This window comes from Sutcliffiella horikoshii (genome assembly GCF_021991925.1).
In the GTDB taxonomy this organism is placed as follows: domain Bacteria; phylum Bacillota; class Bacilli; order Bacillales; family Bacillaceae_I; genus Sutcliffiella_A; species Sutcliffiella_A horikoshii_F.
Window position 1 is genome coordinate 492,172 of sequence record NZ_RXZI01000002.1, and the last position, 13,963, is coordinate 506,134.

12 protein-coding genes are annotated in these 13,963 nt (G+C 34.9%); 9 read left to right on the forward strand and 3 right to left on the reverse strand.

Annotation, left to right across the window (positions count from 1 at the left end):
• The first annotated feature begins 31 nt into the window (after window positions 1-31).
• The 3 genes from EKQ44_RS07775 to EKQ44_RS07785 all read left to right on the forward strand — a co-directional run bounded on the left by EKQ44_RS07775 (window position 32) and on the right by EKQ44_RS07785 (window position 2,124).
• Window positions 32-349, forward strand: a complete 318-nt coding sequence (locus EKQ44_RS07775) for a hypothetical protein (protein ID WP_237662986.1) — start codon at window positions 32-34, stop codon at window positions 347-349.
• A gap of 79 nt (window positions 350-428) precedes the next feature.
• A complete protein-coding gene (locus EKQ44_RS07780; RefSeq protein ID WP_237662987.1) occupies window positions 429-1,037 on the forward strand; it encodes a class D sortase in 609 nt (202 codons plus the stop codon).
• 316 nt (window positions 1,038-1,353) lie between these two features.
• Window positions 1,354-2,124, forward strand: coding sequence for a tyrosine-protein phosphatase (locus EKQ44_RS07785; RefSeq protein ID WP_237662988.1), 771 nt, complete (start codon window positions 1,354-1,356; stop codon window positions 2,122-2,124).
• A gap of 251 nt (window positions 2,125-2,375) precedes the next feature.
• Here the strand turns inward: EKQ44_RS07785 and tagU are convergent, their stop codons facing one another.
• Together tagU and EKQ44_RS07795 are read right to left on the reverse strand one after the other, a co-directional pair.
• Complete coding sequence (gene tagU / locus EKQ44_RS07790; RefSeq protein ID WP_237662989.1) at window positions 2,376-3,302, reverse strand: polyisoprenyl-teichoic acid--peptidoglycan teichoic acid transferase TagU; 927 nt, start codon at window positions 3,300-3,302, stop codon at window positions 2,376-2,378.
• A gap of 214 nt (window positions 3,303-3,516) precedes the next feature.
• On the reverse strand, window positions 3,517-3,891 hold the full coding sequence (locus tag EKQ44_RS07795) for a hypothetical protein (protein WP_237662990.1): 375 nt from the start codon (window positions 3,889-3,891) through the stop codon (window positions 3,517-3,519).
• Window positions 3,892-4,298: 407 nt separating this feature from the next.
• On the opposite strand from EKQ44_RS07795, the gene wecB reads away from it, so the two are divergent.
• The 5 genes from wecB (at window position 4,299) to EKQ44_RS07820 (ending at window position 9,955) form a co-directional block, all read left to right on the forward strand.
• Window positions 4,299-5,441, forward strand: a complete 1,143-nt coding sequence (gene wecB / locus EKQ44_RS07800) for a non-hydrolyzing UDP-N-acetylglucosamine 2-epimerase (RefSeq protein WP_237662991.1) — start codon at window positions 4,299-4,301, stop codon at window positions 5,439-5,441.
• Window positions 5,442-5,719: 278 nt separating this feature from the next.
• The gene (locus EKQ44_RS07805; protein ID WP_237662992.1) at window positions 5,720-6,832 is read left to right on the forward strand and encodes a glycosyltransferase; all 1,113 of its coding nucleotides are present in this window, start codon (window positions 5,720-5,722) and stop codon (window positions 6,830-6,832) included.
• Between the two features lie 19 nt (window positions 6,833-6,851).
• Window positions 6,852-7,955, forward strand: a complete 1,104-nt coding sequence (locus EKQ44_RS07810; RefSeq protein ID WP_237662993.1) for a glycosyltransferase — start codon at window positions 6,852-6,854, stop codon at window positions 7,953-7,955.
• Window positions 7,956-7,973: 18 nt separating this feature from the next.
• On the forward strand, window positions 7,974-9,242 hold the full coding sequence (locus tag EKQ44_RS07815; protein WP_237662994.1) for a glycosyltransferase family 4 protein: 1,269 nt from the start codon (window positions 7,974-7,976) through the stop codon (window positions 9,240-9,242).
• A 2-nt stretch (window positions 9,243-9,244) separates the two neighbouring features.
• Complete coding sequence (locus tag EKQ44_RS07820; RefSeq protein ID WP_237662995.1) at window positions 9,245-9,955, forward strand: acyltransferase; 711 nt, start codon at window positions 9,245-9,247, stop codon at window positions 9,953-9,955.
• Window positions 9,956-10,009: 54 nt separating this feature from the next.
• On the opposite strand, the gene EKQ44_RS07825 is transcribed toward EKQ44_RS07820, so the two are convergent.
• Window positions 10,010-12,574 (reverse strand): SH3 domain-containing protein, encoded by a 2,565-nt coding sequence (locus EKQ44_RS07825; protein ID WP_237662996.1) that lies wholly within the window; start codon window positions 12,572-12,574, stop codon window positions 10,010-10,012.
• A 235-nt stretch (window positions 12,575-12,809) separates the two neighbouring features.
• On the opposite strand from EKQ44_RS07825, the gene EKQ44_RS07830 reads away from it, so the two are divergent.
• Complete coding sequence (locus EKQ44_RS07830) at window positions 12,810-13,871, forward strand: glycosyltransferase family 4 protein (RefSeq protein WP_237662997.1); 1,062 nt, start codon at window positions 12,810-12,812, stop codon at window positions 13,869-13,871.
• Window positions 13,872-13,963: the final 92 nt, after the last annotated feature.

Sequence of the window (13,963 nt, forward strand, 5' to 3'; positions counted from 1 at the left end):
TTGAATTGGGGTTTAGGGGGATATAGAAAGAATGAAATCTATTGATTGGCGGTCAAAAATTAAGAGCTTTACGAACATCATGTGCTTTATACTTTCTCTTTTATTATTAATTTATAACATTAGTATAGTAGGATTCTTCTATTTACTCATGACTTTTGGGGAAGCTCAAGGGGTCATGATTTACTCCATGATTAGCGTAGCGGGCATTCTATTGGTTGTCATTCCTTTGGTATTCCGCTTGGCAAAGAGTAAATTTTATTATTTCGCATTGATTGGCTTGCACCTGATTGCCGCATTTTTGCCAATCATCATGAAAAACATATCCGGGGTATTTGATAAAGTATTGTAATTTGTCGAACCGATGGGGCTTGTTGTTTTGAAGAGGTAAGGTAGAATGGAAGTAAATGACCATGAGGAGATTGGACACATTGAAAAAAGGAATGATCATTGCCGTCCTGTTTATCATTGCCGGTTTTTCTTTCATTGGTTACGGCCTCTTTGAGAAAATCAGCATGGATAGAAAGACAGAGGCTGCCCTGAGGGATGCTGTAGGAATGACAAAGGACAGAGTCGATGCCAAAGCGAATCCCGACAGAAAAGACCGTCCCACTAAACCTGACGACTTTTCACCGGAGACAGGCGAGGTTATTGGGTTACTGGAAATACCAAAGCTTAAAGCGGAGCTTCCGATTGTAGAAGGAACAGACCCCACGGAGCTTGAAAAAGGGGTAGGTCATTATAAAGGGGCATCTTTTCCAGGTGAGAACGGCCAGATTGTCTTTTCGGGACACAGGGATACAGTATTTCTGCGTTTAGGAGAACTGGAGATGGGAGATAGATTCTTTGTCCGGATGCCTTATGGTGATTTTATGTATGAAATTTACGATTCGAAGATAGTGGATGAAGATGACCGGACTGTCATCACGCTACATAAAGAAAACGAGGACCTGCTTTTGACCACGTGTTATCCGTTCACACTTACCGGGGCAGCCCCAGAGAGATATATATTATATGCTAAACCTGTGGATACAAGATGAGACACCTTTCGAGGTGTTTTTCTTTTGCTCTCTTATCGGCAAAACTTTCAAAAAGTTTATAGATAAAAAGTAACTTTTTTCGATGAAAGTATTTTTTAAGCCGATTTACCGAATTTAATGGAATTATCTGTCGTTTATTGGTATGTTAATATAGCTATTTAGGTAAATTTAACCACCGAACAAGTACTTATATCCTTGATTTTACTTGATTCGACAAAATACACCCATTCTAATAGGATTACTACTATGATAATATAATGATAGACTATTAAAAGAGAGAAAGATGGTACCAAAGTACTATTTAGGAGGGGTTCAAATGATTGATGTGCATTGTCATATTCTTCCTGCGTCAGATGATGGAGCTAGACATATGACCGAAAGCTTGGAAATGGCCAGAGCGGCAACGAAAGAGGGCATTACAAAGATAGTAGCTACGCCTCATCATAATAATGGGCAGTATATGAATACAAAGGAAGAGATTTTGGAGAAGGTCAAGGAATTGAATGATCGCTTAGAAAAGGAAGGTATTGGTATAACCATCCTGCCTGGTCAAGAATGTCGAATTTCGGGTGAGTTGCTTGAACAGTATGAAAAAAATGAGCTGCTGACCATCAATGATACGGGCCGTTATGTTTTTATTGAACTGCCTTCTAGCCAAGTTCCTCTTTACACGGAAAAGATCATTTATGATGTGCAACTGAAAGGCCTTATTCCGATTATTGTGCATCCTGAGCGTAATGCGGAATTGATAGAAAATCCGGAGAAATTATATCAGTTAGTGAAAAAGGGTGCCTGTACGCAAATAACGGCAGCCAGTGTAGCTGGGAAGTTCGGTAAAAAAATCAAAAAATTCTCATTGGACCTGATTGATGCGAATTTAACCCATCTTGTTGCTTCTGATGCGCACAACTTGAAAAACAGAAACTTTCAAATGACAGATGCGTTTAAGGTGATAGAAAAAGAATGTGGCGTAGATGCCAAATACATGCTGATGGAAAATGCAGAACTGTTAGTGGAAGGCTCTATGATCATGAAGGAAATACCGGAAAGGGTCAAAAAGAAAAAATTGTTCGGTCTGTTGGGCTGATTGTTCTTAATAACAAAAAGCTCTTTTCTTAAAGATATAGTAGCTATTTACTAGTAAAAAGTCGGCAATGGGACGTTTTACGGTTACATACTCCAAAGAATAAAGTTTTAAATTTAGTAGAGCAGGGAAAAGAGCCCGACAATAGGGAATATTACGGTTGGTTTGTAAGTGCGTAATAGCAACAAAGCTTACGAAAATAACCTAACAAAAAGAGAAGGCTGCCGCGGTCATTCGGGAAGCCCTCTCTTTTTTCAGTTGTTGCTTGCCACTTCTGTATCAAGTTCTAAATGCTCTTTTAGTTGGTTGGAAATGGCCAAGCGATCTTCTTCAGGAACAATTAAATAATAGATGTTATCAATTCTTGTCCCGGACCCTGTCAGCTGATGTTGGGATAGCTCGTGACGTGCATCTTTATAGTTGGATTGAATGTCCACCATCTCATTGAAAGTTAAATTTGTCCGAACGTTATTTCCAAGAATGTCTAATATATCATCAATTTTAGTAACAGAAGAGATGTTAGCTCCTTTGTTGATTACTCCCTGGATGATATCGCGTTGTCTTTGTTGACGACCAAAATCACTATCCACCGAACGCATACGGGAAAAGCTTAGTGCTTGCTCACCATTCAATTCAATTTCCCCTAAAGGAAAGTGGTGTCCGCTTTGACTGAACTCCAATTTATTGTCTACCGTCACTCCACCGACTGCATCGACAATTTCCTTGAAGCTCTCCATGTTGACCTGTACAAAATAATCTATCGGGATATCCAAGAAGTTTTCCACTGTTGCAATGGACATTTCCGGTCCTCCAAAAGCATAAGCGTGGTTAATCTTATCCTCAAAGCCTTTTCCGATGATTTCTGTCCGGGTGTCACGAGGTATACTGACCATCTGCATCGACTTATTGTTAGGATTGACTGTAAGTACAATCATGGAATCTGAACGTCCCTTGTCACCAGGGCGTTCATCCACCCCTAGAATCAAGAAGGATAGAGGATCTTTTTCTTTAAAATCTACTTGTGACGATCGCTTATCGGAATTTGATCTATCTAATGGTGTATGCATGGATGTTGCTGCATTTTCAAGAGATTTATAGACGGTAAAAGCAAATATTCCTACACCTATTGTGGTAATTCCCAGCATACTGACGAGCACAATAAACCATTTTTTCTTTAACATAGCACGCTTCCTTTTGTTTTATATTTTCTACTAACGATTATATGGTTTATTTTCCTTTTACACAATAAAAACAAATCCAAATACTGTTTGAAAATGTAACAAATTGTATAATGAATGTAGGAAATGTGTACTAGTGTCCAGAAAAAAAGAGTGAATTACATGTAGAAAATGGTAGAGCGCTGATTAGAAAAACCAGCGCCATTTTTTACGTCATTTAGATTTTAATAAAAAGAATCCATAAAATAAAGCTTGTTACTATGATTCCAAAGTAAACATAGGAAGTGATTTGGCCGAAGCGTGAGCGAGATGTAATGTGCTGAATAAATAAGAATGGAACAATAAACCATGGTATAAGCATGAGAATGGAAAGCATGTAACCGATAACGGAAGATTCACTATGTGCAAGCTTGAAAGAAAGTGCAGGAAGTATTGTCAGAAATGGACTCAAAGAGGTAAGGATAATTAGTCGAATGCCATATGCGTTCATCACGTCGTGTAATTCAGACCAGTTCCAGTCAGGTCTCCATTTTGTTGCGGTGGTGAATGTATTCTTCATAAGCGGAAAAAATTTGTTGGTAATTGCAGTCATAAATTACTCACCCTCTTTTCATTACATGGTATTTATATAATATGATTCCTCTTTCCACTCTATGAATACTTTTAATAGATAAGTAGTCAATCTATTAGTACCCTTATTTATATGGTACTTAAACTGGTAATTGCGTAGTCGAAAAAAAATCGGAAAAATTTCACTGTAAGCATAGATACCGGTATTCGTCTATAAGTAAACCTATTATAAATTTATGATTGTTTATTTTAGCTATCCATTACAGGTGGAAAGTAAATTACATAATAAGTCAATTTTGTAACCGGAATTATAAAACTTATTTCCTTTCCCTTGATGCCATTTGTTAATGTTTATTCTCTATGATAATGTTAATATAATTAGCAACATACACCTGAGTTTTTATTTTTGATTTGAAAGGTGAAGAGATTATGAAAGATAAAATAAAAGTAATGACGATTTTTGGAACAAGACCAGAAGCTATAAAAATGGCACCGCTCGTATTGGAGTTAAAGAAATACTCAGAAGATATTGAACCTATAGTAACAGTGACTGCACAACACCGTGAAATGCTTGATCAAGTTTTGGAGCTATTTTCAATAGTTCCAGATTATGACTTGAATATCATGAAAGACAGACAAACTTTAACTGGTGTAACAGTACGTGCATTAGAAGGTCTTGAGACTATTATGAATGAGGTAAAACCAGACCTAGTTTTGGTCCATGGAGATACTACCACTACCTTTGCAGCAAGTTTAGCCGCATTCTATAATCAAATTTCTGTTGGCCACGTTGAAGCTGGATTGAGAACTTGGAATAAATATTCTCCATACCCTGAAGAGATTAATCGCCAAATTACTGGTGTGATTTCTGATTTGCACTTTGCTCCCACTGAAAAATCAAGAAACAATCTTTTAAATGAAAATAAGTCTGAAAAATCTATTTTTGTAACCGGAAATACAGCTATTGATGCTTTGAAAACAACTGTTTCAGAAACTTATGAACACGAAGTGTTGGATAAGATAGGCAAAGACAGGTTGATATTATTGACTGCTCATCGAAGAGAAAATGTGGGTACCCCTATGCGCAATATGTTTAGGGCTATAAAAAAAATAGTAAACGAACATTCAGATGTTCAAGTAGTATATCCAGTACACTTAAATCCTGCAGTGAGAGAGATTGCAAATGATATTATCGGCGATGACCCTAGGATACATCTAATTGAACCACTTGGTGTGTATGACTTTCATAATTTTGCTGCCAGATCAACTTTTATCCTAACTGATTCCGGAGGCGTCCAGGAAGAGGCACCTTCACTTGGAATACCTGTCTTAGTATTAAGAGATACTACAGAACGTCCAGAAGGAATTGAGGCCGGAACTTTAAAGCTTGCAGGTACGGATGAAGATGAAATTTATGAGTTGTCTTATCAACTCTTAAATAACAACGAGTTTTATGACACCATGTCTAAATCCTCAAATCCTTATGGTGACGGAATGGCTTCAAATCGCATTGTTAAATCAATTTTATATCATTTTGGTAAAGGGCCAAAACCCGACTCTTTTAACCCTTAATCAATTTTTACACCAGCTCTATATAGAGTTGGTGTTTTCCTTTTATGAAATTACACAATGTGGATAAAATAATAATTTTTGAACACATTCTAATTAGTTAAGTTGTGAGGCGAAATGGACTTAGTAATATTTAATAAAAGTCCTTAACTTCCTTTTTCTTGAATATTACATTTCCTATTATGGAAACTTAACTTGAAAGTAATTTTATCTTTCTTTAATTTAAATAGGATAGAGTATATAATGGTACAGAATCTAAAAAAATTGAGGTAAATCCGAACATGAAAAAAATAATTGTTTATTTCCCTTATGAACTTAAAGAACAAAAAAGCGGATCTTCAGTAAGGCCAATTAAAATGATTGAGGCTTTCAGAGATTTTGGTAAAATTAACCATAAAGAGATTATAGAGATATACGGTAACTCAAGAGAAAGAAAATTAAAATTGAAAAAGCTCTATACTCAAATTGATCCAAATGATATTGAATGTTGTTATACAGAAAATGCTACAATTCCGCTTTGGTTAACTGATCGAGATCATATCCCACGTAATCCTTTTTTGGATATTGGATTTTATAAATATTTACAAAAAAACAATATACCTTTAGGACTTTTTTATCGAGATATATATTGGAAGTTCGATGAATTATACAAAGTTAATAGCTTTGTAAAACCAATAATGCAATCATTATTCAAATTCGAATTGGCAATATATAAGAAATATGTGACCTGTTTTTATCTTCCTAGTATATATATGAATGAATATCTGGAATTACACCCAGTTGAAATCCTACCACCTGGTGGTACGGACTTAACTAATTTCCGGCAGAATCCTATAGATAAAGAAGTGGCACAGGCTATATACGTTGGAGGAATCCATCCAAGATATGGTGTTTATGAGATGTTGGAAGCAGTTCAAAATATTAACAATTCTCAGATGAAGGTTTCATTAACTTTAGTTTGTCGAGAAAGAGAATTTCATCAATTTAAAGAACTTTTTGCTCCTTATTTAAACTCTGGTTGGTTAAATCTGATACATGCACATGGAGAACAATTAGTCCCGTTATATAAGAATGCAGATTTTGGTATAGTGCCTATAAAGAAAGACTTTTACAATGATTTTGCAGTAGCTGTAAAACTTTTTGAATATATTTCATATGGATTACCTGTTGTTGCTACCAATTGTAGTGCTCAAAAAGATTTGGTTGAAGATGGTGAATTTGGTGTTGTGGTCGAGGATAATGCCATAGGTCTTGAAAAAGGAATTAGTGAGATGCTTCACTATAACAAAAGACAGCAATATGAAAAGAATGCAATAGAAAGCTTAAAACAAAAACATCTATGGCTAGAAAGGACTAAAACGGTTTATTCTAGTTTGATGCATTCAAAAAACTAAAAGTGTGGTGTAATACCTTATGAAGATTCTAGTGCTTGCTCAAGATTATCCCAGTGAGGCAAATAGATATGCTATGAACTTTGTTCACACGAGAAATTTGGAGTACAAACACAATAATCTAGAAGTAAATGTACTGTCTTTTGATGCTACTAGTAGTTATAATTATGACGGTATAAATATTCTTACTGAAGAAGAGGTTGTAAAAAATAAACTTTATTCTACTTCCGACATTGTAATAAGTCATGCCCCGAATATAAGAAATCATATTAGATTTTTAAAGAAATATATAGAAAAGATATCTCACCTCGTAATGTTCTTTCATGGACATGAAGTAATGAATATGAACAAATATTACCCAAAACCATTTTCTTTTATGCCTTCATCAAAACAGAATAAATATGTTCAATACATATATGACTATTTTAAATTATTAACGATAAAGAAGTTTATAATTAAGTTGATAAAACAGAATAAAATACAAATGGTATTTGTGAGTAATTGGATGAGGGATATTTGTATAGAGAATACAGGTTTAGACAGACAAGCAGTCATGAAAAATTCTACTGTTATTCCTAATTCGATGAATAAAGTATTCCTAGAAAAAACTTATGTACCTAATCAGGGAAAAAAGGGGGATTTCATTACGATAAGACCCCTTGATAATCCAAAGTATGGAGTTGATATTGTAGTTAGCCTTGCAGAAAAACACCCTCATTTGACATTTGATATATATGGTAAAGGAAACCTTTTTAAATACCTAGATCAGCCAAATAATGTTAGGGTGTATGATGAATTTTTAAAACCTGATGAACTAGCTGAAAAATTGAAGGGATATAGTTGTGCCATAATGCCAACTAGGTTAGATGCTCAAGGAGTAATGATGTGTGAAATCGCTTCCTATGGTATGCCGGTCATTACCTCAGACCTCCCAATTTGTAAGGAGATGCTCCGAGATTTCCCTAATGTATGGTTCTTTAACAATGAAGCGTTAGATATATCATTAGACAATGTGTTAAATGAAATTGATTTGGTAGATGATCCGCAAATTAAGGAGAAATTTTCATTAAAAAAGACAACATTAAAAGAGATAGAACTCTTTAATAAATTGAATAAACTAACTTGAAATTGTGAGTGATTTATAATGAAACTATGGATATTTAATCATTATGCCATTGCACCAGGAAAGAGTGGAATTACAAGAGATTACGATCTAAGTAAAAGACTGATTGATGCTGGTCACGAAGTCACTATCTTTGCGTCATCTTTTGATCACCGTACACGCAAAGAAAACTATTTCTCTAAAGAATCTAAGAGGTTCTATAAAGTTGAGAAGCTAGAGGGGATAAGGTATGTCTGGATAAGAACAACGCCTTATAAAAAAAATAATCTCAAGCGTGTTTTTAACATATTAAGCTATGCTTATAGAGGCTTAAAAGCTTCTAGAAGAATAGAAGGAAAACCAGATACTGTTATGGGTACCATAGTCCATCCTTTGGCTGCATTCTTGGGTTATGTTGTTGCTCAAAATCAAAAAGCGCTGTTTTATTTTGAAGAAAGAGATTTATGGCCTGAAACGTTAATACATCTCGGGAAATTTTCGGAGAAGAATCCTATAATTAAAGTTTTAGGACAGCTAGAATTATTCTTATATAAGAAAGCTAAAAGGATAATTGTTTTATTTGATAAAGCACCGGATTATGTAAGGAGTAAGGGGATTGAAGAAAGAAAGATAATTTATCTACCTAACGGTGTAGACATAGAACGTTACAATCGAATTTACCCCTTACCGGAAGATATGGAGAAAAAAATAGAAGGGCTTGAGGAAAAGTTTTTAGCAGTTTACACCGGTGCACATGGACTAGCCAATAATCTAGATGTGCTCATAAACACAGCAAAGATAATTCAAGAAACTAATAATAATATCCATTTTCTATTTGTTGGGGATGGAGTAGAGAAAGAAAGATTGATTTCTAGGGTGAAGAATGAAAAAATCCATAATATCTCTTTCTTCGACCCTATATCAAAGGACCTTATTCCAAGCCTTCTTTCAAGGTGCAATGTAGGTTTAATTTCTATGTTGGATGCTGATCTTTATAAATGGGGAATGAGCCTGAATAAAGTTTATGACTACATGGCTGCAAGCATTCCAACAATTATTAGATGTAATATGTCTGAAACAATTGTGCAACGCTCCAATGGTGGAGTTGAAGTAAAGAGTGAAGATGAAATGGCAGAGAGATTAGAATATGCTTACAGACACCCTGAAATTATGAAGCAGATGGGGTTAAATGCAAGGGAGTATGTCGAGGAATATCACTCTTGGGATGAAAATGCAAAAACATTAATACAAGCAATGAATGAAGATCTTCAAAATGAAAAACATGTACATGAGCTTAAAGGAGGAAACTAAAAATGAATAAACCTATTACTGGGGAAAATGTAGTTATAAAAGATAATGTAGAATTTGGAGAAAATGTTACGATTGGTAACAATGTAGTAATTTATGAAGGTACAAAGATAGGAAGTAATGTAATTATACAAGACAATGTAATAATAGGTAAACAGCCGACTCGTGCTAAAAATTCCATCCTCCCTGAAGTGAAAAAGTTACCACCAACCTTTATTGGAGCAGGGTGTACAATTGGAACTTCGGCAATTATATATGCCAATGCTGAAATTTCAGAAGAGGTGTTTGTTGCTGATTTGGTAACTATTCGCGAAAGAGTAAAAGTAGGATTCAGAACCATTGTTGGACGAGGAGTAGCTATTGAAAATGATTGTTTGATTGGTGAAAAATGTAAACTAGAGACAAATTGCTATATTACTGCATATTCTACTATTGAAAACTATGTATTCATTGCTCCGGGAGTAGTAACTACTAATGACAATTTTATGGCGCGATCTAAAGAAAGATATGATAAATTCAAAGGGGTAACTATTAAAGAAGGTGGAAGAGTAGGGGCTAATGTTACAGTGCTTCCAGGAAAGGTAATTCACGAAGATGGCGCAGTAGCAGCCGGAAGTGTTGTAACGAAAGACGTTCAAAAAGAAGAACTAGTGTTAGGAAGTCCTGCTAGGGTAGTTCGAAAAGTATCGGAAGAGCAATTATTGAAAAATCAGTAAGTATAATTAGTGAAAAGGTTCGATGTGAGTTTTACTCACATCGAACCTTTTTTGTTACCTATTAAAATAATTCAATAAACCTTGAACCATTGCATTGGTAATCTTTTCTTGATAAGTATTCGTTGCCACTGTTGCTTCCTCTACCGGATTTGATAAAAACCCAAGTTCAACTAAAGCGGCAGGACGCTGGTTATTTCTTAAAACATTCACATCTTGATATTTTACTCCGCGATCTCTTAATCCGGAATAAGAGACAAGTTGACTTTGAAGATGCTGAGCTAGTGCTTGATCCTTACTTTGATTATAATAAAGTGTCTCTATGCCTGTGGCTGTAGGGGAATTCCACACAGAATTATAATGAATACTGATAAATGCATCTGCATTATTGTTATTGCTTATTCTTGCTCTATCTATAAGCTCTACATAAGTATCCACTGTTCTTGTTTGAACGATTATTGCTCCGTATCCACTCAACTTTTCTTCGAGTAGTTTGGCAGTCCTTAATGTTAAAGCTTTTTCTTGAAGTTTTAAAAGAGCCCCTATTGCACCCGGGTCTACTCCTCCGTGACCTGCATCCAACACAATTACTTTACCCAATAAGGAGGTGTTGGGTTTGGTGATAATTTGAACCGTGCTTACGTTAAGCCATCCCTCGTTATTACCATGAGAAACAAGGTACCATTCTCCTACCTGCCTTTTGATATAAACTTGCTTCTTATAAATTGACGAAGAAACAGTACTATATTCAGCTCCAGGACCACTTCTTAACGAAACAGATGAAATGACTACTGCTGGTATCATAACCGGGGCAGGACTTCCTTCAATAACATGACTGGAAAAAACCCATCCAGTAACATTGGATGATTTAATATAGTACCAACCATTTATTTCTTTCGTTATTTCGAAAGATGCTCCTTTGTTTAAAGTGTTTATCGGACTAATTCTTGTAGTGGGAGAAGGGTATACATCCACATAATTACCGATTACTTTAGAATTAGCCTTTAATAGATTGCCATAAACCCAACCAGAAAGGTTATTATTGTAGACTATTTGATACCAGCCATTTATTTCTTGAATAATATTGACAGGAGTATCTTTTGAAAGAGTATGGACCAAGGTAGTCCGTAAACTAGCCCCACTATATACCGCTAAATTGTTTGATAAAACAATAGCTTTTTCACCATTTACATTAATAGGAGTTGGGCTACCTTCAATCAAATGTGTTGAAAATACCCATCCGTTCTTCGAATCACTTGTAAAATAATACCACCCGTTAATTTCTTTTTTAACAGTAATTAATTCGTTTTGAAGGTTAGAAATCACTTCACCGCGGGTACTAGGTACACCATATACATTGGCGATTTTGTTAGAAGACTGAATAGTAGATTTAAGTAAGCCGCCATATACCCATACATTTTTCTGGTTTAGTGTAATCTCATACCATCCGTTAATTTCTCTGACAATCGTAACAGGCTCATCTTTAAGTATATGACCTAAAAGTGTAGTTCTTAAGCTTGCACCTGAGTAAAATGGTAATTTCTCAGGTAAAACGATAGCTGGTGTACCAGATATAATAATGGGGTTTGGGCTTCCGTTCGTCACATGATCAGAATAAACCCAACCTTCTATTTGATTATTGTAAAATTTATACCAGCCATTAATTTCATTGGTAATAATTAACTTATCACCCTTTTTTAAATTGCCTATAGTATCTACTCTGGTACTTGCGGCTCCATAAACGTTTACGAAATCACCTTTGACTTCAATATTTGTTTTGAGTAATCCGTCATAAACCCAACCATTAATAGAAGCGGAGTTTATTTCATACCATCCGTTAATTTCTGTAAGTATATTAACTTTAGTGTCCTTTGCTATACTCCCTATTTTAGTTGTTCTTAGACTGGCACCACTATAAACATCTAAATGTGAGGGTAAAACAATTGCTTCTGCCGTCACAGATGAAGGGGGATTAGGACTTCCATTATTTAAATGTGAATAATAAATCCATCCTTGTATACCAGTGGATGAGATATAATACCAACCATTTATCTCTTTAGATATAGTAATGGTTGTCCCATTTGTTAAAGAGCCGATAGTCGCCACTCTAGTACTAGGAGACCCATATACGTCTACTTTCCCGTTGTTAACTGTAGTATCAGAATATAGAAGGTCTTTATAAACCCATCCTGTTAAGGCAGAGGTTACTATTTCATACCACCCACTAACTTCACGTTTAACCAATACTTTTTGATCTTTATCAAGTGTCGCAATTACGGAGGATTTAGGACTTGCTCCGGACCGCACTTCTAAGTTCTTGGTAAGCGAAATTGCATTTTTATATGAAGTTTCGGGGGTTACTAACCAGCCTGCAATCCATCCAGACTGGGTTGCATTCAACTGGATTTGGTACCACTCATTTTTATACGTCAACACTTCAAATTTTTGTCCCATAGTAACTGTAGTAATTCGAGTGTAATTTGTACCAGGGCCTTCCCTAACATTAACAACATCTTCCGCCACTACAATGTGAGAAATGGTATTGGCATGAGAATCTGTTTGGGGGAAAATTAGACTAAAAAACAATAACGACAAAAACAAGATGCTTCTAAACTTAAACATTATGTCCTCCTAATAAAATTTTGTCACAATTCTCATTATACTTTAAACAAATGTTTAAATGTGTAATATATTTGTAACTTTATATAAAATATATCGTCAATATTATAGTTTCATTAAATTATAATTTTTTCCATTTGCAAGTTATATATATAAGTTGTAAACTAGTCAAGTAGATTAGATGTAGAATTAAGTCGATTATGGAAAAAAAACCTTTATATAGTAAGGGGACTATACCATGTATTTAACTATCATTTTTGCTTTTCTTGCAGCGTTTGTAACGGCTATATTGGTGACACCTTTGGTTATAAAATTTGCATTTTTAATTGGAGCAACGGATAAACCAAACAAAAGAAAAGTTCATCAGAAAATAATGCCTCGTTTAGGGGGCTTAGCGATTTTTATTAGTGTAGCTGTAGGTTATTTTGTAGCTGGACTTTATGATCAAAAGGTAACAGCTATAACGGTTGCTGGTATTATAATTGTCATTACTGGGATTTTGGACGATAAGTTTGAATTATCACCTAAATCTAAATTGCTTGGCCAAGTTATAGCTGCTGTACTAATTGTAATGAGTGGGTTGACCGTACAAAATATTTATATACCATTTATAGGAGATATTTTACTTGGCTATTTAGCTATTCCTATAACAATTATTTGGATAATTGCCATTACAAATGCAATAAACTTGATAGACGGCTTAGATGGCTTGGCAGCAGGTGTTTCCGCAATAGCAATAGCAACAATCGCCGTTATGGCATTAATGAATGGTAAAATGCTGATATTGACACTTTCCTTAATTGTGTTAGGGAGCGTTTTAGGCTTTTTATTCTATAATTTTAATCCAGCGAAGATTTTTATGGGAGATACCGGAGCATTATTTTTAGGATATTGTATTTCTGTACTATCTCTCTTAGGGCTTTATAAAAGTGTTACTCTTTTTAGCTTCATTGTTCCTATTCTTATTTTGGGATTACCAATTTTTGATACTTTATTTGCCATCTTGAGGAGGATTGCAAATAAAAAACCAATATCTTCTCCAGATAAAGGGCATTTGCACCATCGTCTAATTTCACTGGGTATGTCTCACAGAAAAGCTGTACTATCCATGTATGGTTTAAGCATATTTTTCAGTTTTGTTGCTTTGATGGTTTCTTCTTCTACAATATGGGGAGCAATTGTTATCACACTAATCTTATTAGTCCTTTTGCAATTACTAGCTGAACTCGTAGGATTAGTAAATCAAAATTACAAACCAATGATAAATATGTATAAGGTATTCAGAAAGAAATATCGTTAATCACAAAAAACGTTGAAGAAATCAACGTTTTTTGTTTGTTTAAAGAATTTATCATTTTTCTCTCTTGCAATGCGCATACTATATACGATGGC

Bases quoted from the DNA above. Each gene is read 5' to 3' on its own strand.
- EKQ44_RS07775 (WP_237662986.1), top strand. From the start codon at position 32: ATGAAATCTATTGATTGGCGGTCAAAAATTAAGAGCTTTACGAACATC.
- EKQ44_RS07785 (WP_237662988.1), top strand. From the start codon at position 1,354: ATGATTGATGTGCATTGTCATATTCTTCCTGCGTCAGATGATGGAGCT.
- tagU (WP_237662989.1), bottom strand. From the start codon at position 3,302: ATGTTAAAGAAAAAATGGTTTATTGTGCTCGTCAGTATGCTGGGAATT.
- EKQ44_RS07795 (WP_237662990.1), bottom strand. From the start codon at position 3,891: ATGACTGCAATTACCAACAAATTTTTTCCGCTTATGAAGAATACATTC.
- wecB (WP_237662991.1), top strand. From the start codon at position 4,299: ATGAAAGATAAAATAAAAGTAATGACGATTTTTGGAACAAGACCAGAA.
- EKQ44_RS07805 (WP_237662992.1), top strand. From the start codon at position 5,720: ATGAAAAAAATAATTGTTTATTTCCCTTATGAACTTAAAGAACAAAAA.
- EKQ44_RS07810 (WP_237662993.1), top strand. From the start codon at position 6,852: ATGAAGATTCTAGTGCTTGCTCAAGATTATCCCAGTGAGGCAAATAGA.
- EKQ44_RS07815 (WP_237662994.1), top strand. From the start codon at position 7,974: ATGAAACTATGGATATTTAATCATTATGCCATTGCACCAGGAAAGAGT.
- EKQ44_RS07820 (WP_237662995.1), top strand. From the start codon at position 9,245: ATGAATAAACCTATTACTGGGGAAAATGTAGTTATAAAAGATAATGTA.
- EKQ44_RS07825 (WP_237662996.1), bottom strand. From the start codon at position 12,574: ATGTTTAAGTTTAGAAGCATCTTGTTTTTGTCGTTATTGTTTTTTAGT.
- EKQ44_RS07830 (WP_237662997.1), top strand. From the start codon at position 12,810: ATGTATTTAACTATCATTTTTGCTTTTCTTGCAGCGTTTGTAACGGCT.